The sequence below is a fragment of the Ornithinibacillus bavariensis genome, from assembly GCF_050433565.1.
In the GTDB taxonomy this organism is placed as follows: Bacteria; Bacillota; Bacilli; order Bacillales; family Amphibacillaceae; genus Ornithinibacillus; species Ornithinibacillus bavariensis.
The window spans coordinates 153,181-173,807 of record NZ_JBNPWZ010000005.1 but is presented as its reverse complement, the minus strand read 5'-3'; the positions used below and the strand labels follow the sequence as shown (position 1 = coordinate 173,807).

General features: G+C 36.0%; 26 protein-coding genes. 1 reads left to right on the top strand and 25 read right to left on the bottom strand.

The genetic code is table 11. The features are described 5' to 3' along the window. Positions 1 to 16: 16 nt before the first annotated feature. From HNR27_RS11035 to HNR27_RS11010, 6 genes are read right to left on the bottom strand one after another with little or no spacing between them, the layout of a single operon-like run. Positions 17 to 1,009: a biotin--[acetyl-CoA-carboxylase] ligase gene (locus HNR27_RS11035; protein ID WP_429339761.1), complete on the bottom strand. Its 993-nt coding sequence runs from the start codon at positions 1,007 to 1,009 to the stop codon at positions 17 to 19. After that, positions 985 to 2,187, bottom strand: a complete 1,203-nt coding sequence (locus tag HNR27_RS11030; RefSeq protein ID WP_429339760.1) for a CCA tRNA nucleotidyltransferase — start codon at positions 2,185 to 2,187, stop codon at positions 985 to 987. Before HNR27_RS11030 ends, HNR27_RS11035 begins: the two co-directional genes overlap by 25 nt. Positions 2,188 to 2,197: 10 nt before the next feature. Continuing rightward, positions 2,198 to 3,322 (bottom strand): N-acetyl-alpha-D-glucosaminyl L-malate synthase BshA, encoded by a 1,125-nt coding sequence (gene bshA, locus HNR27_RS11025; protein WP_429339759.1) that lies wholly within the window; start codon positions 3,320 to 3,322, stop codon positions 2,198 to 2,200. Beyond that, on the bottom strand, positions 3,319 to 3,735 hold the full coding sequence (mgsA, locus tag HNR27_RS11020; RefSeq protein ID WP_212921904.1) for a methylglyoxal synthase: 417 nt from the start codon (positions 3,733 to 3,735) through the stop codon (positions 3,319 to 3,321). Before mgsA ends, bshA begins: the two co-directional genes overlap by 4 nt. Positions 3,736 to 3,750: 15 nt before the next feature. Then, the gene (dapB, locus tag HNR27_RS11015; RefSeq protein ID WP_429339758.1) at positions 3,751 to 4,542 is read right to left on the bottom strand and encodes a 4-hydroxy-tetrahydrodipicolinate reductase; all 792 of its coding nucleotides are present in this window, start codon (positions 4,540 to 4,542) and stop codon (positions 3,751 to 3,753) included. 19 nt (positions 4,543 to 4,561) lie between these two features. Beyond that, positions 4,562 to 4,915: a nucleotide pyrophosphohydrolase gene (locus tag HNR27_RS11010; RefSeq protein WP_429339757.1), complete on the bottom strand. Its 354-nt coding sequence runs from the start codon at positions 4,913 to 4,915 to the stop codon at positions 4,562 to 4,564. A 142-nt stretch (positions 4,916 to 5,057) separates the two neighbouring features. Here HNR27_RS11010 and HNR27_RS11005 point away from each other — a divergent pair, with 142 nt between their 5' ends. Then, positions 5,058 to 5,927, top strand: coding sequence for a YitT family protein (locus tag HNR27_RS11005; RefSeq protein ID WP_429339756.1), 870 nt, complete (start codon positions 5,058 to 5,060; stop codon positions 5,925 to 5,927). A 78-nt stretch (positions 5,928 to 6,005) separates the two neighbouring features. On the opposite strand, the gene HNR27_RS11000 is transcribed toward HNR27_RS11005, so the two are convergent. The 19 genes from HNR27_RS11000 to HNR27_RS10910 form a co-directional block, all read right to left on the bottom strand. Continuing rightward, a complete protein-coding gene (locus HNR27_RS11000; RefSeq protein WP_429339755.1) occupies positions 6,006 to 6,695 on the bottom strand; it encodes a zinc metallopeptidase in 690 nt (229 codons plus the stop codon). A gap of 73 nt (positions 6,696 to 6,768) precedes the next feature. Further along, a complete protein-coding gene (locus HNR27_RS10995; protein ID WP_429339754.1) occupies positions 6,769 to 7,026 on the bottom strand; it encodes a sporulation protein YpjB in 258 nt (85 codons plus the stop codon). A 39-nt stretch (positions 7,027 to 7,065) separates the two neighbouring features. Beyond that, the gene (gene lhaT, locus HNR27_RS10990) at positions 7,066 to 7,665 is read right to left on the bottom strand and encodes a lipoprotein heptaprenylglyceryl N-acetyltransferase LhaT (RefSeq protein WP_429339753.1); all 600 of its coding nucleotides are present in this window, start codon (positions 7,663 to 7,665) and stop codon (positions 7,066 to 7,068) included. A gap of 83 nt (positions 7,666 to 7,748) precedes the next feature. Further along, positions 7,749 to 8,525 carry a c-type cytochrome gene (locus HNR27_RS10985; protein ID WP_429339752.1) on the bottom strand — a complete coding sequence of 259 codons (777 nt, stop codon included), beginning with the start codon at positions 8,523 to 8,525 and terminating at the stop codon, positions 7,749 to 7,751. A 16-nt stretch (positions 8,526 to 8,541) separates the two neighbouring features. Further along, positions 8,542 to 9,216 (bottom strand): menaquinol-cytochrome c reductase cytochrome b subunit, encoded by a 675-nt coding sequence (gene qcrB, locus HNR27_RS10980; RefSeq protein ID WP_429339751.1) that lies wholly within the window; start codon positions 9,214 to 9,216, stop codon positions 8,542 to 8,544. 6 nt (positions 9,217 to 9,222) lie between these two features. Beyond that, positions 9,223 to 9,735 carry a QcrA and Rieske domain-containing protein gene (locus HNR27_RS10975; RefSeq protein WP_429339750.1) on the bottom strand — a complete coding sequence of 171 codons (513 nt, stop codon included), beginning with the start codon at positions 9,733 to 9,735 and terminating at the stop codon, positions 9,223 to 9,225. A gap of 138 nt (positions 9,736 to 9,873) precedes the next feature. Next, the gene (locus tag HNR27_RS10970) at positions 9,874 to 10,332 is read right to left on the bottom strand and encodes a DUF2487 family protein (RefSeq protein ID WP_429339749.1); all 459 of its coding nucleotides are present in this window, start codon (positions 10,330 to 10,332) and stop codon (positions 9,874 to 9,876) included. Between the two features lie 91 nt (positions 10,333 to 10,423). Continuing rightward, entirely contained in the window at positions 10,424 to 10,999 is a 576-nt protein-coding gene (locus HNR27_RS10965) for a ReoY family proteolytic degradation factor (protein ID WP_212921914.1), read from the bottom strand. A 32-nt stretch (positions 11,000 to 11,031) separates the two neighbouring features. Beyond that, positions 11,032 to 12,279, bottom strand: coding sequence for a tetratricopeptide repeat protein (locus tag HNR27_RS10960; RefSeq protein ID WP_429339748.1), 1,248 nt, complete (start codon positions 12,277 to 12,279; stop codon positions 11,032 to 11,034). 27 nt (positions 12,280 to 12,306) lie between these two features. Beyond that, the gene (gene aroA / locus HNR27_RS10955; protein WP_429339747.1) at positions 12,307 to 13,629 is read right to left on the bottom strand and encodes a 3-phosphoshikimate 1-carboxyvinyltransferase; all 1,323 of its coding nucleotides are present in this window, start codon (positions 13,627 to 13,629) and stop codon (positions 12,307 to 12,309) included. Then, a complete protein-coding gene (gene aroB / locus HNR27_RS10950; RefSeq protein ID WP_429339746.1) occupies positions 13,610 to 14,686 on the bottom strand; it encodes a 3-dehydroquinate synthase in 1,077 nt (358 codons plus the stop codon). Before aroB ends, aroA begins: the two co-directional genes overlap by 20 nt. Next, positions 14,686 to 15,852, bottom strand: coding sequence for a chorismate synthase (aroC, locus tag HNR27_RS10945; protein ID WP_212921917.1), 1,167 nt, complete (start codon positions 15,850 to 15,852; stop codon positions 14,686 to 14,688). The genes aroB and aroC overlap by 1 nt, the downstream gene beginning before the upstream one ends. 92 nt (positions 15,853 to 15,944) lie before the next feature. Next, positions 15,945 to 16,718 (bottom strand): CheR family methyltransferase, encoded by a 774-nt coding sequence (locus HNR27_RS10940; protein WP_429339817.1) that lies wholly within the window; start codon positions 16,716 to 16,718, stop codon positions 15,945 to 15,947. A 125-nt stretch (positions 16,719 to 16,843) separates the two neighbouring features. Continuing rightward, complete coding sequence (gene ndk / locus HNR27_RS10935; protein WP_212921918.1) at positions 16,844 to 17,290, bottom strand: nucleoside-diphosphate kinase; 447 nt, start codon at positions 17,288 to 17,290, stop codon at positions 16,844 to 16,846. A gap of 78 nt (positions 17,291 to 17,368) precedes the next feature. Then, positions 17,369 to 18,340 (bottom strand): heptaprenyl diphosphate synthase component II, encoded by a 972-nt coding sequence (hepT, locus tag HNR27_RS10930; protein WP_212921919.1) that lies wholly within the window; start codon positions 18,338 to 18,340, stop codon positions 17,369 to 17,371. A gap of 38 nt (positions 18,341 to 18,378) precedes the next feature. Next, positions 18,379 to 19,083 (bottom strand): demethylmenaquinone methyltransferase, encoded by a 705-nt coding sequence (locus HNR27_RS10925; protein ID WP_212921920.1) that lies wholly within the window; start codon positions 19,081 to 19,083, stop codon positions 18,379 to 18,381. Positions 19,084 to 19,085: 2 nt separating this feature from the next. Beyond that, entirely contained in the window at positions 19,086 to 19,805 is a 720-nt protein-coding gene (locus HNR27_RS10920) for a heptaprenyl diphosphate synthase component 1 (protein WP_212921921.1), read from the bottom strand. A 96-nt stretch (positions 19,806 to 19,901) separates the two neighbouring features. Continuing rightward, entirely contained in the window at positions 19,902 to 20,117 is a 216-nt protein-coding gene (gene mtrB, locus HNR27_RS10915) for a trp RNA-binding attenuation protein MtrB (protein WP_429339745.1), read from the bottom strand. Between the two features lie 166 nt (positions 20,118 to 20,283). Further along, complete coding sequence (locus HNR27_RS10910) at positions 20,284 to 20,556, bottom strand: HU family DNA-binding protein (protein ID WP_010095921.1); 273 nt, start codon at positions 20,554 to 20,556, stop codon at positions 20,284 to 20,286. Positions 20,557 to 20,627: the final 71 nt, after the last annotated feature.

Sequence of the window (20,627 nt, the reverse complement as noted above, 5' to 3'; positions counted from 1 at the left end):
TTGTTTCTATCTATCGTTAGAACTTTTCAGTCTTAAACCAATCAATCTCTGCAGAATAAATCTTCTTTACTTCGCCATCTTGATATTTTGCAAGTAATGCTCCGTCATCAGCAATTCCCATAATAACCGCTTCATCAACCGATTGAAAGGATTTAATTTTGGTCTTCTCACCTATTCGATAGCCATTTTGTTCCCAGTTTTGTTTTACGATAGGAAAGCCTTTAGACATATATTCTTCATATTTCTCTTCAAAAGTGGCAAGAATACGTTGAATTAGATCAATAATTTCCCATGCTTGACCAGTTTCAATTTTTAGAGAGGTAGCTCGGTTAATAATGGTATTCGGTAATTCCTTTTGTTCATGATTTACATTAATACCAAATCCTATTATGACATAATTTATTTTATCTTGCTCTGCTTGCATCTCGGTTAAGATACCAGATACTTTCTTGTCATTTAAAATAATATCATTTGGCCATTTAATCTTTGGAGCTAACTGTAATTTCTTTTGAAAGACGTCTGCTAATACAGTAGCAGTCAGTAATGTAAGTTGCGGAGCTAAATACGGCAAAATATTTGGTCTTAAAATAATGCTCATCCATATTCCCTTATTTTTAGCACTATACCAATCTCGACTTAATCTACCCTTTCCGGCTGTTTGTTCATCAGCTATAACAACTGTGCCATGACCTGCACCTTCTTGTGCAAGCTGATGAGCAACAATCTGGGTAGAGGGGGTAGAAGCTTTATGGATAACCTTTTTCCCTAGCCAGTTGGTTTCTAATCCCCATTGGATGGTGTTCTCGCTCACTTTATTTGGTGAACCAAGAATACGATACCCCTTGTTTCGCTTAGCTTCAATTTCATAACCATCCTTTTCTAGCTCTTTCATATGCTTCCAAATGGCGCTTCGTGAAATTTTTAGTTTATCTGATATTTCTTGACCAGATATATAATTATCATCTTGTAATGATAATAGCTTAATTAATTTACTTCTGGTGGATTCCATTTTACCCAATCCTTTAATGTAGATTTCTCATTATTAATATTACCTAATACTATTTGTTTCTCTAATTCATTTAATTTCTTTTGTATCCATGGTCCCCTATTCCTAGTGGGGTACATTTCAATTATATCATTTCCATTTATCAGCATTTCCTGTCTTGATGAAATGGGAAGTTCTGCTTTTAACTTATGCAAGAGAGTACAATCAATTGTATTCGAATTAATGATATCCATTAAACGACAATATGCTTCGTGCAGGTCTGGTAACAAAAGATAAGCAAGCCATCTATCGATACCATGAATCTTCCCATACTCCAAAGCCTCATTTAGTCTTTCAGCAGTCTTCCAAGTATGATTAGAGCATTTCCATGCCTTAACAATATAGCGGATATCGATATCTGGATTCATCTGATGTAGTAAACAAATTACTTCAGCTAATGAATGCAATGGTTTTATATGATGAAGGAATTTTTCTACAGGTGAATAGGTTTGAAAGACAGGTAAATGTTCTTCAATCTGTAATTCGCTAACATATTGTAATCCCATTTTGACATGATCACCAGCAAAAAGCTTTTCTAATTCCTTTGTTATTCGTTCAACTGCAAGTCCTTCTATCTCAGCCTTGACACTTACTATAGCTTGAATTGTTTCAGTAGAAAGGTCAAACCCTAATTGGCTAGAAAACCGCAGTGCACGTAAGATTCGAAGCGGATCCTCTTTGAATCTCTTTTTCCCATCACCAACTGTTCGAATTACTCTTTTTTTTAAATCAGCTTTTCCACCAAATAAATCGACAATATCGCCACTCTTATTCATAGCAAGAGCATTCATCGTAAAGTCTCTGCGTTCAAGGTCCTTATCAAGTTGATCAATAAAGGATACGGAATCTGGATGTCTTCCATCAGAGTACTCCCCTTCAACTCGAAAAGTAGTTACCTCATAGGATGTTTTATTATAGCGAACGATAACGGTTCCATGCTCAATCCCTACTGGAATTACATTAGCAAACAATCCTTGAATAACATCGGGGGTAGCAGATGTCGTTATATCAATATCACCTATCGTTCGATTTAAAATTAAATCGCGAACACATCCTCCGACAAAATATGCCTGATGCCCAGCACATTCTATTGTTCGGATAATATGTAAAGCATCTTTAAAAGGACCCGTTAAGTCCACCATAAACGCCACCTCATTGCTCTAAAACGTTATGATATAATTCCATATACTGCTTCAAAATGATGGATGAATGAAAATTTTTTCTCACGTGTTCAAGCGAATTTTTAGCAAAAATATGATGTAATTCTTCATCCCTTAATAGCCTAATTGCATAATTAGCTGCTGTCTCAGTATCACCAAGCTCTACTAAATATCCAGTTTCATCATGAAGAATAACCTCTGGGATTCCACCTACTTTAGTTCCAATACAAGGCACTTCACAAGCCATAGCCTCTAAAAGAACAAGCCCAAAGCTTTCTTTTTCAGACATTAATAAATTCAAATCAGCTATGGATAATAAATCGCTAATATTATTTTGTTTACCTAGAAATAATACATCTTTTTCCAGCCCTAGCTTTGTTACTAGGTTAAAGGTATTCGAATATTCAGGGCCATCACCAACCAGTAGTAATTTTGCATTCACATGGTCTTTTATTTGTTTAAACGTTTGTACAATATCCCCTAAACGCTTTACTTTACGGAAATTTGAAATGTGAATAACGACCTTCTCATCGGGATGAATACCGTATTGTTCTTTTATTAAATTTAAATCTTTTTTATGGTAATCCGATTCATTTACAAAATTATAAATGACATGAATATCTTTTTCTGTATGAATCATTTCTCTAGTTTGTGCTACTAGGTCCTGCGAAACTGCCGTTACTGCATCCGATTTTTCAATTCCATATTTAATCATTCGGTTAAAGGTATTATCAATCCCCAATACCGTAATATCTGTCCCGTGTAAAGTAGTCACAATCTTAACATCACGCTCTGCCATGTCTCTTGCTAGAATTGCACAAATTGCATGTGGTAAGGCGTAATGGACATGTAAAATATCAAGTTCCTCTCGATCAATTACCTCTGCCATTTTTGTAGCTAATGCTAAATCATAAGGTGGATATTGAAAAACAGGATAATGGCTCATTTCTACCTCATGATAATAGATGGAAGGATACACACGGTCTAGCCGAAAAGGAACACTCGAGGTTATAAAATGAATTTGATGACCTTGTTCTGCTAAAAGTATTCCTAACTCTGTTGCAATTACACCCGATCCCCCAACTGTAGGATAACACGTAATACCAATTTTTTTCATTCTCCTCTAGCCTTCTTCTGTTTTATAATTTCTCTCCAATTTAAATCTCCTCGTTCTAGTCCATGAATAAAAATCTCCGCTGAACCTAGATTTGTAGCAAGCGGTATTTCATGAACATCACAAAGACGAATTAAAGCTGTTACATCTGGTTCATGTGGCTGTGCGGTTAGTGGATCTCTAAAAAAAATAACCATATCCATTTCATTATTTGCTACCATCGCTCCAATTTGTTGATCCCCTCCAAGCGGACCAGATTGAAATCGATGAATTACTAAACCAGTCTCATCAGTTATTCGTTTTCCAGTAGTACCTGTCGCAAATAGTTTATGCTTTTTTAATACATGCTGGTAGGCAATAGCAAAGCTTACCATTATTTGTTTTTTCTTATCATGGGCAATAAGTGCAATATTCATTTAACGGCCTCCTGTTTAGGTTAAATCAAGGATATTTTCCAAACCATATACATAATCATTTAATTGCATGACATGCTTAACTGATAATTTAATACCTTCCATAAACGACTTACGATTTATGGAATCGTGTTTAATTGTTAGGGTTTGCCCATCACCACCAAAGATAACTTCCTGATGAGCGACATGCCCAGGGAGTCTCACGCTATGGATGTGTACACCATCATCAGTTGCACCCCTAGCCCCTATCATCGTCTCAAGCTCGTAAATGTGACCTTGAGCTCTACTTTTCCGGACTTCTTTAATCATCTCTACTGTTTTTAAAGCGGTCCCTGATGGTGCATCAATTTTTTGAGCATGGTGTTTTTCGATAATTTCTACATCTGGAAAAAATTTAGCTGCTACCTTTGAAAAATGCATCATTAATACTGCTCCGATTGCAAAATTAGGAGCAACGATACACCCTGTTTGGTTTTTTACAGCGGTATCTTGAATATCGTTAAGCTGTTGACTCGTAAAGCCAGTTGTACCAACCACACATCGAACCTTATGCTCAAGAGCCATCATAATATGATTAAAACCAGACTCTGCTACAGTTAGATCAATTAATACATCCACGTCAGGCAGTGTATAGAGACATTCTTCGAAACTTGTGAATACTGGTATCTGGTTTTCTTCCACTATTGATATGGGCGACACAATTCGATCGACACATCCGATTAAAGAAAAACTAGGTTCTTCTAACACCATAGAAACTGCTTCACTACCCATACGTCCACGTGGACCAGCTATAACGATTTTTATACTCATCACAGATTTCCTCCTAGTACTAGCTATCCTTGCGTGTCCACCTATCTTTATCCCTTGTTTCAAATTTGGTCATCGAGCGATTAAAAGAATTCGATAAATCTATATGTAAGGAGTTAGCTAGGCACGTTATAACAAACAATATATCTCCTAATTCATCTTCAATTGTATTTGCTTCTTCGGTTGGTTTTTTTGGTTTTTCCCCGTAATAATGATTTATTTCCCTAGCAAGCTCTCCCGCCTCCTCGGTCAATCTTGCCATTAAAGCCAAGGGTGAAAAATAGCCTTCTTTAAATTGACTTATATAATTATCTACCCGTTCCTGAATTTCTTTTGTAGAATAAATTGGTGATTCGATAATAATCTTCTCCTTCATTTTCAAATTCCTTCTTTCATGTTAGCGAATCCCAGATTATTTGACAAATTATTTAGCATAGATAAAACATTGTTACAAACTGTCAAATTGATTATAATAGAAAAAGCGCTATCAAGGTTACGGGAAAATGGAGGTATCATCATTGTTTGGATTAAAAATTAAAAATATCCTATTTATTTTAATCGGATCAGCAATTTTTTCGTTTGGAATCGTTCATTTTAATATGCAGCATAATTTAGGTGAGGGAGGCTTTACTGGTATTACCCTTATTCTTTATTTTGCTTTTAAATGGGATCCAGCCATAACGAACATCGTTTTAAATGTCCCTGTTCTACTTATAGGATGGAAATTTTTAGGAAGAAATACGTTTTTGTATACAGTAATTGGAACCCTTTCTGTATCACTGTTTCTAAGTTTATTTCAACTAAATCCCTATCGCATCCATTTAGAGAATGACATGCTTCTGGTAGCCTTATTTGCTGGGGTTTTTATTGGTGTCGGCTTAGGAATTGTCTTTCGGTATGGTGGAACCACTGGTGGTGTAGATATTATTGCTAGAATAGTACATAAATATGTTGGGTGGAGTATGGGAAAAACGATGTTTATGTTTGACTTTGTAGTAATCGCTACTTCAGTATTTACCATTCTTCAGCTAAGACAAGGAATGTATACCTTAGTCGCTGTTTATGTCGGTGCAAGAGTAATTGATTTTATACAGGAAGGTGCGTACTCAGCTAGAGGGGCAACTATTATTTCTGCAAGAAGTGATGAAATTGCGAATCAAATTATGCAAAAAATGGAGCGTGGTGTAACTGTTCTCGATGGACGAGGCAGTTTCACAGGAGAAAAACGGGAAGTTTTGTATTGTGTAGTTGGTCGAAACGAAATTGTCAAATTAAAAAATATTATAAATAGTATTGACCCACACGCTTTTGTTGCAGTTAGTGCCGTGCATGATGTGGCTGGAGAAGGATTTACTCTTGACGAAAATAAAAATCCAATAAATCATTAAAAGGATGCTAGAGACTCGTTCTCTAGCATCCTTTTCCTCATGATTTTCCTTATCCATGTGAGACATTAGCTATTCCCTTTATTCCCGATTATTTGCACTTACAATAATTAGAACAAAACGTAATAGCTCAGCTACTGCCACTAATGCGGCTGCTACATAGGTCATTGCTGCAGCACTTAACACCTTTTTGGTTTCTCGTTCTTCATTATTTCGGATTACTCCAGTAGATACAAGTTGTGCCATCGCACGATTTGATGCATCAAATTCAACTGGTAGTGTAACTAATTGAAATAATACTGCTGCTCCCATAAAGACAACTCCAACAGTAGCCAATTCCATAACATTCAATATAAAACCAACAATTATTAAAAAGATGGATATATTTGAGCCAAAATTAGCTATAGGAACTAATGCACTTCTAAAACGTAAGAAAGCATAAGATTCTGCATCTTGAATAGCATGTCCAACCTCATGTGCTGCCACAGCAGATGAAGCCATAGATTGACCATGATAAATACCACTGGATAAGAAAACAGCCTTTTTACGTGGATCGTAATGATCAGTAAGCATTCCTCTAGTCTCATGAATCTCGACATTATAGAGTCCATTATCATCTAGAATTTTTCTAGCAACCTGTGCCCCAGTCATCATAGATGAGGTAGATACCTTTGAATATTTGTTATACGTACTTTTAACTCTTGATTGAGCCCATAACGGGATAATCATAATAAGAGCTAAATAAATTAAATAGGAACCAAATGTACCCATTCGATTCATTCCTCCAATGAAGTAAAGTTATTTTATATAGTCAATTATAGTCAAAGTCAAAAAAACCGTCAATTTATTTGTCGTTCTGTCGATCTTGTTTTGCCCTCTTTTCACCTTTATATTTTCTCCAACTTACATAGGTTAATGTACTCATAATAGAGCCACCGACAATCAATATTAACCAATAAAAGGGAAACATTTCTTCGTTTCCCTCTCTCATCCCCCCAGGATTGGCATTAACCACCTCTCCAATAATCAAATCAATAATGACATATAATATAATCCCTATGATGATACAGATGATGGTTTTACTAATTTTGCTATTCCTCATAGAGATCACCCCGTTGGTTAATCATCTTTATAATGTATGTTAAGGGGCATTCATATATGACTGTGAACCTATCTTTTTATCGTCTTTTGTCAGTTTATAGGCAATTAAGATGGATATAATACTTAACCAAAATGTAAAATAGCCGATCTTGTCCATGTACTCTGTTAAGGACTGGTATAAAGGCATCATTCCAAACACATAATCAATGACATCGTTATGTAATGTCCAGATAGCTGCAATTACAATATGTATTACTTTAATTTTATAGTAAGGAGCATAAAGTAGTCCCTGGATAGCCATTGCACCATGAGAAGCCATTAGCATATACCCCTCTGGACTTAAACTTCCATTAACCAATAAGGTTAAAAGGTTCATAACAACTGCCCACACTCCATATTTAAATAAAGTAATGATTGCAAGTGCCTCTACTAACGGAAAATGCTTATTATAGATGAAAAACAACAAGAAAATAGTAAAGAATAAACTAGCCGTTGGGCTATCTGGCACAAATAGTAAAAAAATATCTGGTGTTATTACTAATTGATAACGGTACCAATAATATCCATAAATAGTGCCAAGTAAATTGATAATCAACAAAACGATTAAAAATCGCTTATCGAGAAGTATAGCCTTTAACATTCAACCTACCTCCTTTTATACAATCAAATGGAATAAAAAGCACCCTTACCATGAAAGGCAAAGGTGCTTTTTTAAATTACATTTTATTCGGCTTGTTCATTTACAGACATTATAAATTTCACAAGCTGATCGAGCTCTTCATCAGTACCCTTGAAGATATTTGCTGGCATTGTATTAATACCCTCTCTAGCAATCTTCGCAATCTCTTCAGCAGTATGCTCCGTACCGATTAAAGGAGGAGCAGAAACCCCTTGTAAAGCGTCTCCATGACAGCCCATACAGTTAGCCTCATATACTGCATATCCTGGATCTTCTTGATTAATTTCAATGTTGCTAGGCGGAATTGGTTTATTCATTTCAGCACGTTCTTCCCAATTAACATGCTCTGCAGATGTCCAAGTTAACCAGATAACAGAGATTAATGCTAATAGCATCATGATAACTGCAATTGGACGTTGATGTGGTCTGCGGCCTGGGCCTTTGTCTAAAAATGGAGCAAGTAATAAAGCTCCAAATGCTAGCCCTGGAATTGCAAGAATACCAATCAGAATAAAATCTCCACTAGCGAATTCATATTTAAGCAACTCGTATAAGAACAAGAAATACCAGTCAGGTAATGGGATATAAGATGCATTTGTAGGGTCTGCCATTCCTTCAAGAGGAGATGGATGTGCTAAAGTTAAGCATAAAAACCCTATTAAAAATACAGCTCCAGCTAACCACTCTTTTAATAAAAAGTTAGGCCAGAAAGCTTCGGTTCTGCCAGGATACTCTGAATAATCTTTTGGTATTTGTGATGCTTTACGTTCTGCGGAAACACGAGAGTCTCCGACAAATTTCATACCTTTACCTCTATGCATAGCTTTCCCCTCCTTTTTATAGTGGCCCTGATATACCTTGTCTGCGAATTAAGATAAAGTGAACTGCAAGTAGTGCAAACAACGCACCTGGTAAGAAAAATACGTGTATTGCAAAGAAACGCGTTAATGTTTGTGCACCTACTATATCAGGATCCCCAGCTAATAAGGTTTTCAGCTCTGGTCCGATAAGTGGAACTTGATCGGCAATTTCTAAACCAACCTGTGTTGCAAAATATGCTTTGTTGTCCCACGGTAGTAAGTAACCTGTAAATCCTAATCCAAGCATGACAAAGAAGATTAGAACCCCAACCATCCAGTTAAGCTCACGAGGCTTCTTATATGCTCCTTGGAAGAATACGCGTAAAGTATGTAATAAAAGCATGACGATAACAACACTAGCGCCCCAGTGGTGCATACCACGAACTATTTGACCATGTGCAACTTCTGTTTGTAAATAATAAACTGATTTCCAAGCGTTTTCAATATCTGGTACATAATACATCGTTAGAAACATACCAGATAAAATTTGGATTACTACAACGAAGAATGTTAAACCCCCAAAACAGTAAACAAATGCTGAAAAGTGATGAGCTGGGTTTACATGTTCTGGCACCTCATGGTCAGCAATATCCCGCCAGATTGGCGTAATATCAATTCGCTCATCAATCCAATCATAAATTTTTTGTAGCATGAATTATTACGCCCCCTTTCTAGGTACTGCTTTTCCTAAATATAACATGCCATTTTCCACTTTTTGTTGGTAAGTATCTAGTGGTGCTGTTGGTGGTGTATTTGGAACATTGACACCATCTTTTGTGTAACGTCCATCATGACATGGGCAATAGAATTGATTCGGAAATTGTTCGCTTCCTTCCCATGACACCACACAACCTAAATGCTTACAAATTGGGGAAAGGGCTATAATATCTCCATTTTCATCCTTGTATACCCACGCAGTTCTACCAACTTTTGATTCATACCATCCATCAACCTGATCAACTTTCCAATCGATACGCTGTGGTGTTGTTGTAATATCTTCAACTGCAAGACCAACATTTACAAATTCACCAGATTTAGATGGTTTTAACACAGGGTCAATTGCCATTCTAAGCATTGGTGCAAGTATACCTGCAGCCATAAATCCACCTACACCTGTAAGCGTATAATTAAGAAATTGACGACGGGACACTTGTTGCTTATCTTCACTCATGATTTTCCCCCCTCTTCACGATAATCACGGACAATAAAATTTTAATTATATTACTAGGACATTACCATGATAGCGTAAACTATCAACTCGGTCAATAAATATCCATATTTGTTCCAAAAAATTCACTTTTTACCTCTGTTACCAATAGCTCCGTATTAATTCTACAACATCTTGAACCTGTCCCTGAATCAGCTGCTGTGTTTTTCCATCATAAAGATCGTCTGCTTGGAATCCAGGTAACCACAATAGATTTGCTTCAAGTTCCTTCTCAAATTTCTTCCAGCTAGAATCAAATGTTACTATAAAAACATGTTTAAAGGGCTGCTTTTGAATTTCCTCTGTCCACCTATTTAATCGATCCACTTCTTGTGCTTTATCACCATATTCTAAATAATAATAGTTTGGTATTAATAATACCCGGCCGGAAAGTTCTTTTTCAATTACAGTAGCAAATATGGATAAAACCTCACGCTTAGAGGTGCTTTTATCCATATCGTTCTCATGGGATAATTGAAAAGGAATGATCGGTATGATAGCAGTGTCTATATATTCTTTTTGCTTTATATATACCTGCATATCTTGTTTTGTCCAAAGCATATATGTAGCCACCTTCCTATAGTATGTACCCAAAATAAATAAATTATTATTTCCTTTGTAAATCTTACTTTTATGTTCAAAAAAAATCAACCTAATGCTCCTGTAAGCTAGGTTGATTCAGCATTTTTTCCTCTAACACTTGTAATTCTTCTACTAGCTGATGAAATTTATCACGGTCTTGCTCATCAAGAGATTGATCAATTCGTTGTAATAATTGTTTCTTCTTAAATTCATATAAGGAATTTTCAAGTAAGAAATCAGCATTTTCTCTGTCTTGCTGCGTTATTACATATTCATCTGGTACAAAAGGGTTTTCTTCTAGCACTGCAGCATACATATGATTTTGATTCGATTTATCAAAATTTAATTGAATATATAAGGACTCATGCTGATTTAAGCGAATATCATGAAATGCCTTTTCTGCGTCAGTAGTAACAAGATGATTTTTATAAAACCGAAATGGTACTTCTTTAGAACACTGACTAGTAATAATAACACTTCTTAGACAGAATTTAGCATCATGCACGAAATGGACATTCTCTAAAATCTCATGATGATTAATTAAGTAATTAAGAATCCATACACTTTCTCGCTTTTTTAATTGATAATTACTTAGAAACCATTGTAGAAATTTCTTTTTGTCTTTTGCGGAAACAGGAGTTTGCATGGAACCTGGTACCTCCTCCCCTATGGATCATTTTACATCTCTTTTAATCGCAGTACATATTCTAAGACTTCATCATCTTGGGGATCTTGAACTAAATATGCTTCAAATACTTGAACAGCTTCTTGTATCCTCCCTTCTTCAGTTAAGAAGTATCCATATTCTTTTAAAAAGTCGCTATCGTGTTGTAAGCTATTATATGCATCCTGATAGCTGTTTAATGCATCATTATATGATTCTGATTCACGAAATGCACGTGCTAACTCCCAGTCATAAATAGGATCGTCTCCACCAGTATCTTTTACATTGATAATTAAATCAATAATTTTTTCATATTGTTCCTGTTCCTTTAACAATTCAACAAGAAACAGGACAGCTTCCTTATAATCTGAGTCTAAGGTAATCGCCTCTCGTATAAGCTTTTCGCTTTCTTCTTCTAAACCTAATTGATGTGCTAAATGTCCAGCGACAAAGTACAATTCTTTATTAAACTCATCTTTTTTAACACCTGCTTTAGCAGTATCATAAGCTTCCTGTACCATTTCCTCGCTTTCATATGCCTTTGCCAATTTTAGATAAGCAGTATGATAATCAGGATCCTCCTGAAGCAATTTCTTCCATACATTGATAGCGATATCCATTCTGTCTGCTTGATGAGCTGTAAAACCATATCGATATAAAAAATCTGGATTATTACTATCAGATTTCTCATAAAAGTTCAAAGCTAGTTCATATTCTCCAACATTTGCATATGACTCAGCAAGACGTTCATGAATAGGGATATTCGGAATATCTACTTTCATTGTTTTTTCATAAAACGTAATTGCACGCTTGTAATCTCCCAACGAATAATAAAGTTCTCCTAAGGCCAAGTCAATAATAGGTTCTTCAGGGTTTAACTCTTTTGCTTTCAGTAGCTTCTGTTCAGCTACTTCAAACAATGCTTGAGCTTGATAGAGGTCTGCCAAGGCAACGAGAACCTGTAAATAAGATTCATCCTCCTCCGGAATGGAGTTCAATAAATCTATTGCTACTTCATCTTTTTCTTGCTCGATATAAATATCCGTCAATAATAATTTAATCTCCGTCTCTTCTGGATATTTCACTAACAATTGCTTGAAAATTTCCTCTGCTTCAATCAAAAATCCCCATTGCATATAGAACTCAGCGAAAGAATATAATTCTTCGTCAGTGGCTTTTTCCATATGACCTTGGATAAGCTCCATCGCTTGTTCTACTTGATCTTTTTCCATTAATTTCTCAGCTTCTCGTAAAATATTCACGTGACTCTAGCCCTTTCCTTCAGAAATTCATACTACATATTTTCTTAATACAGATTCTAAATCTTGCATAAAACGAGGGTAGGAAATAGCAATAGATTGTAATTCATCCACCTTAACAATATCCGTGGTAACTAACGAAGCGATCACTATCATCATAGCTATTCGATGATCATCATATGAAGATACTGTACCCCCAGTTAAGTTCGTTCCTCCTACAATCTCCATGCCATCCTTCGTTTCGACTATGTTTGCACCTAACTTAGTTAACACATCTACGACAGCATGAATTCGATCCGTTTCCTTTACACGTAATTCACTCGCATCCTTGATGATTGTTTTTCCCTTTGCTTGCGTAGCTAGCAAGGCAATTATAGGTATTTCATCAATTAGCCTTGGAACAATTTCTCCTGAAATCACAGTTCCTGTTAATTCATTATAAGTAATTGAGATATCTCCAATTGTTTCTCCACCACTATCTCGAATATTTGAAAGGGTGTATAGACCACCCATATTTGTTAATACATCTAAAAATCCAGTTCTCGTTTCATTTAATCCGACATTTTTAATTACCAAATTACTTCCAGGTATTATTGCTGCAGCAGCCAATAAAAATGCTGCAGATGAAATATCACCTGGTATATAAACATCCGTGGCTTTTAGGGACATACTTGAATCAATTGTAATCATATTGTCTTCTACTTCTATGGAAGCACCAAATGCTTTTAGCATATTTTCAGAGTGGTTCCTTGTTTGTCCTTGTTCAATTACAGTTGTCTTCCCATTTGCTAGTAAACCTGCGAGCAACAATGCAGATTTAACCTGTGCACTTTTAACTGGAATATTATACGTAATCCCTGTTAAGCTACCACCTCTTAACGCTAATGGTAGATAATTCGATTCCTTTCTTCCTATAGTCTGTACACCCATTTGTTGTAATGGCTTTATTACTCTTTCCATTGGCCGTTTCGTTAACGACTTATCTCCATAAACGAGGGTTGAAAACGGTAATCCCGATAACAAACCAAGCATAAGTCTTGCAGTCGTACCTGAATTTCCAAAATAAAGTGGCATTGTCGGTTCAACTAACCCATGTAGTCCTTTGCCATCAATTATTAATACATTGTCGTTCTTTTGTATAGATACTCCCATCAAGCGAAAGGCTTCAACGGTACGCATACAATCCTCACTATCTAAGAAATTTACTATTTCAGTTCTACCGTTCGCAATTGATCCTAAAATAACTGCACGATGTGAGATAGATTTATCACCTGGGACTTGAAGTTCTCCCTTTATTAAGTATTTCCTTTTATACATTAATGCTTCCACCACATCACCTCTTTGAGATTCCATCCACTATAAATCCTTGAAGATAGCTTTTAAGTTTCTTAGCTTCTAGTGGTTGAATAATAGGCCCAGCTAAATTTCTTAATAATATCATTTGTATTTTTTGATTAACTGTTTTCTTATCATGCATGATTATTTCTACTAACTCATCTACCATATCAAGTGTAAGAGGATTTATATACCCGTTCTTTTTAAACCACTTTATTAATGTTTCCGTTGGTAAACTTGCTCCCAATTCTCGCTCACTAACATAAATCATAAATAATAGCCCAATAGCAACTGCTTCTCCGTGTGTTAAGACACCATACCCAAGCTTTGCCTCTAGTGCATGTCCTAATGTGTGGCCAAGGTTCAAAAACTTTCTATTCCCTGTTTCTTTTTCATCCGCTTCCACTAATTTTATTTTTATTTGAAGTCCAGAATAGATAAACCGATTTAATGCCTCTAATGTCAAACCCTCTAGAGACACGGACATTAACCGGTCAAACAGATCGCTATCAGCGAGCATCGCTTCTTTAATAATTTCAGCAAAGCCTGAACGTACTTCTCTCGCTGGTAATGTTTTCAATGTATCTGTATCATACAAAACAAGGATTGGCGGATAAAAACTTCCGATCAAATTCTTGCCTTTCTCATGATTAATGGCAACTTTTCCACCTACACTACTGTCATGAGCTAGAATGGTTGTCGGCATTTGAACATAATCGATTCCTCGCATAAACGTAGCTGCCACAAATCCAGCTAAGTCACCAATAACCCCTCCACCAAGCGCAATGATTAAGGACTCTCGATCCAGTCCGTATTCAATTGCTTTTGTATGAAGATAATAAAATGTATCTAGACTTTTCGTTTGTTCCCCCGCATCTACTACTACCACATACACTTTGTCATGTGGAAAGCTTGAAACAATATCATTCGAATACAGCTTAGCCACATTCGTATCTGTAATGATAAGGATAGAGGAATATTCCTTCTTTAGAAGCTTCGGTATTTTAAAACGACTCTTCTCCTCCATATAAATCGTATAAGATTGCAGAGAAGAATTTACAACTAAACGTTCCATTAAAATCTCCTTATTTCTTCACGATAATCATGAATTGCCTTCTTTAAAATTGGAAAACGGTCATTTGGGAACTGTTCCAGAATCGCTTTCGCTAATTCGATAGCCACAACATGTTCCATGACTACAGCAGCAGCGGGAACAGCACATGCATCTGAGCGTTCTACACTTGCTTTGAAGACTTCTTTTGTTTCAATATCTACACTCTCTAAAGGCTTCATTAAGGTTGGTATTGGCTTCATTACACCTTTTACAACAATAGGCATTCCTGTAGTCATACCGCCTTCAAAGCCACCTAAGCGGTTTGTTTCCCGATAATAGCCTTCAGTCTCATGCCAACGTATTTCATCATGCACCATACTACCAGGTCTACGGGCGGCTTCAAATCCTATCCCAAATTCTACTCCTTTAAAGGCATTAATACTAACGACAGCAGAAGCTATACGTCCATCTAATTTACGATCATAGTGGACGTAGGAACCAATCCCTGCTGGAACTCCTGTCACATAAACTTCAGCTACACCACCTAAGGAATCTCCTTCCCTTTTGGCGGTATCAATCGCATCAATCATCTTTTGTTCTGCTATGTTATCCAAGGTTCGAACCGGAGAAACCTCAGAAATGGTTTGCCTTTCATGGATGGTAAGATGAGGCATATCTTCCGCCTGAATTCCACCAATCTCTTTTACATAACCACATATTTCAATTCCCAGATGATGCAATAATGTTTTTGCCACAGCACCAGCTGCAACCCTAGCAGCAGTTTCACGTGCAGAAGAACGTTCAAGTACATTTCGCATGTCACGATGTCCGTATTTTATTGCTCCATTTAAATCTGCATGGCCAGGACGAGGACGAGTAACCACTCTTCTCAGTGGTTTATTATCTTCTAATGGGTCCTCACCCATGATATCTGTCCAATGCTTAAAGTCATCATTATGGATTACTAATGAAATAGGCGAACCCAATGTATAGCCATGCCGTACTCCACTCATAATCTCTACCAAATCTTTTTCAATCTGCATCCGTTTTCCACGACCATAACCCTTTTGTCTACGTAATAGAGAATGATTGATATCTTCTTTTGTCAATGGCAATTGTGCAGGTATCCCTTCGATTATCGTTGTTAATTGTTTTCCATGAGATTCACCCGCTGTTAAATATCGCATGGCCTACCTCCTGTAATGTTTGTCTCTCTTAATTATAAACCAATTGACGTTCAAAATAGAAAAAAATGCCCCAAACGATTAGAGCATTTTAACTAATTCTTCTTTTGATAGAAAAATGTATCGAATAATTGCAGCCCATATTTATTTGGACTAAATATTTGTTCTGTGCTTCCAACGAATAAAAAACCATTTTGTACAAGGGATTTTGTAAAATGATGATAAATTTTTTCTTTTGCATGATCTGTAAAATAAATTAATACATTCCGACAGATTATTAAATCGACGTCTTTCGGATAAGAATCCTCAAGTAAATTATGTTTTTTAAATCGTATTCGCCGTTTTATATCTGTGTTTACTGAAAAAATGTCGCCATCCTGTTTAAAGTGTTTCGCTTTTAAGGACTGTGGTAGTTCTCTTAATGCTTGTTCATGGTACACACCTTGTCTAGCTTTTTCTAACACCTTTTCATCTATATCCGTTGCAAGGATTGTAGCATTAACCTCTGGAAAGTATTCCTTTAGCAATATGGCAACACTATAGGGTTCCTCTCCCGTTGAACAGGCAGCACTCCAAATCGTTAGTTCTTTTTTCTCCTGTTTTAAAATTGGAAAAATCGAATCTTTCAATACTTCCCATCTTTTAGGATTACGATAAAACTCGGAAACATTGATAGTAATTCTATCAACAAATTCATTTAATAGAGTTTCATCGCCACAAATTGCATGAAAATAGGACGCAAAATCTGAATACCCTCTTTTCTCTCGCAACGAGGTTAGTCTACGCTTCATCTGTGCTTCCTTGTACTGATTTAAATCAATCTTGAGCTTGTCATATACTTTTTCAGTGAATACTTGATAATCGTTCATCATTTTAACGCCTCTTTAATGAGAAATTGTTAACAAAATACTTATCTTTGAAAATGCCTCCATTTGACATGGAGGCATTATAAAATCCTAAATATTTTTTAAATTATTTAGTAGACGACCAATTTTTAGTAAATCCAAGATTGATCTTGCTTCGTGTAGGACACTAGTTCCTTTTGATCGAAGAATAGATTTATTTCTCTTTCAGCACTTTCTGGTGAATCAGAACCATGAATAACATTCTTACCAACTGTTACTCCAAAGTCTCCTCTGATCGTTCCAGGTGCTGCTTCAGCAGGATTTGTTTTGCCCATCATTTCACGTGCTGTTTTAATTACATTTTCACCTTCCCAAACCATCGCAAAGACTGGTCCAGAAGTAATGAAATCGACTAATTCGCCAAAAAATGGTCGTTCTTTATGTTCACCATAATGTTCACTAGCCAATTCATTTGAAATCTGCATTAGCTTAGCCCCAACTAATTGAAATCCTTTTCTCTCAAAGCGATTTACAATTTCACCAATTAGATTTCTTTGTACCCCATCTGGTTTAACCATTAAAAACGTTTTCTCCATGATAACACCTCTTCTATGTATAGCGTAATTTGTAACCGTTTAAATTCTATCAGACTTTGATAGAAATAACAATATTAACTAAGCTCTTCTTTTTCCGATATATTTTGCAATTTGTTCAAGAGTCAATTTGGCTTTATTATGTGGTAGATCTCGAAGTGCGTTAAAGGCTTTTTCTAAATACCGTTCACTAATTTGATAGGAGCGCTCAATAGCATCCGTATTTATTAAAAGATCTATTAATGATTTCATTTCGTCCTTCGTCACAGCTTCAGGATACTCAAACGTCTGGCGCAATTGCTGCTGAAAATTGTGATCCTCCATAGCAAACAAGACTGGTAATGTCACATTCCCTTGAAGCAAATCATTTCCTGCTGGTTTTCCTAATTGGCTAGATGAAGCTGTAAAATCTAATATATCATCAATTATTTGGTAGCTCATCCCGATATAATAACCATATTGATATAGTTTATCGATTTCTTTTTTAGGTAGCCCAGCAGTCATAGCGCCTAATTTACAGCTTATCGCTATTAATAATGCAGTCTTTCGCTTAATCCTTCTAAAATAAGTACGGATATTTTGGTCCCAATTAAATTTATCCTTAATTTGTTCAATCTCCCCTATACTAACCTCAACGAGTGTATCAGAAAGTGCTTTATGAATCATCGGATTATGTAACTGGGTTATGTTCTCTAATGCACGAGCCAATATATAGTCCCCTGTATACATAGCAACCTTATTACCGTACTGTTTTTTAATCGTTGGTTTTCCACGACGAAGCTCCGCATTATCAATGACATCATCATGAACTAATGTAGCCATATGAATTAATTCTAAAGAGACCGCCACCGTTTTCACCTGTTCTAAGTTAACTGAACCAAATTGACTTGACAGCAAAACAAAGACAGGACGAATTCGCTTTCCTCCTGCCTGTAATAGCTGAGTAGATGCTTCTCTTAACACTGGATGCTCCGCTTGGATTGCCTCCATCAGGGACGCTTCAATTTGATCCAGCTCTTTTTTTAGGTAGTTATAGGTTTTTGGTAATTTCATGTATTTCACCTTTTGTCTTAGAAAACTGATATCGTATATTACTTCACTGCAAGATGGACAGCAGCTACCCCACCTGTATAGCTTTTTACATTAACTCTGGAAAATCCAGCATCGATAAACATTTTCTTTAATGTGTTTTTATCTGGGAAGTCACGAGTAGATTCATTCAACCACGCATATTCTTTGTAGCTTTTTGCAAAAATACGTCCAAATAACGGCATGATATAACGAAAATAAAAGAAATATAATTGCTTAAATCCAAATAGTGTCGGCTGAGATGTTTCCAGACATACTACTTTCCCACCAGGTTTCACTACTCGATACATTTCTTTAAGAACCGTCATATAATCTGGAACATTTCGTAACCCAAAACCGATAGTAACAAAATCAAAGGAATTATCTTCAAACGGAAGCTCCATTGCGTTACCATGAATAAATTCTAAATGTTCATAGTGAAGAGGCTCCTTTTTCTCTTTAGCAACTGATAACATATTTTTACTAAAGTCAAGACCAATAACCTTACCAGTTGGTCCAGTTGCTTCAGCAAGAGCTAAAGACCAGTCACCCGTTCCACAGCATACATCTAATGCAGATGCTCCTTCATGAACCTTCATTTGTTTCATTACATCTCTTCTCCATGCTTTATGTCGTTGAAAAGAAATAATCGAGTTCATGGAATCATATTTATCGGATATTTTTTCAAATACATGGTGCACTAATTCTGCTTTTTCTTTTTGTTCCATCTTCAATCCTTCTCCCAAGCGGTATTCTGATATAGAGTAGTTTCAAATAAATGAGATAAAGCATTTTTAAACACGTTATTTTCTTCTGGAAGACCGTCTATCATACCTTTAGTTTTTTGTATCTGAATATCAAGTAAGTGCTGCATTTCCTCTTGATTTAACGGATTAATCGGTCTGTTTAACAAAAGAGTTAAGAATAAAAATTCTTCGATAACAGGTACCTCAGTAGTCACCTTAACAAAATCCGCGACATAATGAATCAAGAGTGAATGAATTTGTTTAATGATTTCTACATTATCTAGTAATGTGTGGTTTTTATGAAAATAAAGCTTCATTTTTAGTTCATTAATATGTTTGATTGCAGAAGCTAACACGGTTATAAAATCATGTTCCTCTATTTCTGCTAGTAAATAATAGTAAAGACCACTATAATAGTCTCCAGCCAGAATGGATAGTTGCTGATTCACACCGAAAACTTCTATATCCTCATCATTAGGAATATCTTCATGAATATCAAGAGCTATCTGTACAAGCATAACGGAGACTAGCAGTTTTTCCTTTGTCCTTTGGGCTAGTGATGTTGTCTTGAACAAATAATCGAGAAAGAAAAGCTTATACTCATCAATTACTGGACGCTCTATATACTCAATCAAAACGGTTTGTCGAAGTTTGTCATCAATCAAATCCTTAAGTTGTCGTATTTCCCTCTCCGTTGTGTACAATTTTATCACCTTAGCCCTTTCAAGCCTTTTCTCTATGCCTATGCCATTATAACATAATTATAGATATTCGATAACGATTAAAATTATATGTATGTATTAGCTGTTCGTAATTTCCCCATGAGAAGTTTGAATGATTGCTTTTCCCCTAACTTTTACAGCAGATGTATGTTCTGTGAATTGTGCAATCATGACTTCCCCTTTATCAAGCTTTTCAGAATGATGGAACTTGGTGTCAGATCCTCTAGTCAATCCGATTACATTTACACCATCCTCTAGGGCTTTGATTACAAAGAAATCTGTATTATTATACACAGGTATCACTCCTTCATATATTTCTTTTAGTATACCGCATATTCAAGGAATAATATTAAGAAAAACGGTGCTTCCTTATACTTTTTGATCCAAGATAAAAGCGAATTTTATGAAGTTAAAAGAAAAAAGGGTGCGAATGAACGCACCCTTCAACCCTATGTACGTATTATTTTACGCTGTCTTTAAGGGCTTTACCTGGTTTGAAAGCAGGAACTTTGCTTGCAGGGATTTCGATTTCTTCTCCAGTTTGTGGGTTACGACCTTTACGTGCAGAACGCTCACGTACCTCGAAGTTACCGAAACCGATTAATTGTACTTTTTCACCTTTTTTAAGTGAATCCATGACAGCTTCGAAAACTGCATCTACAGCTTTTGTAGCATCTTTTTTAGAAAGTTCGCTTTTTTCAGCAACTGCATTAACTAAATCTGTTTTATTCATGACATTCACCTCCTCCCAAAAAATTTCGGGTCACATTGGTACAAAGATTTCTATTCATCATTTGTTAACCA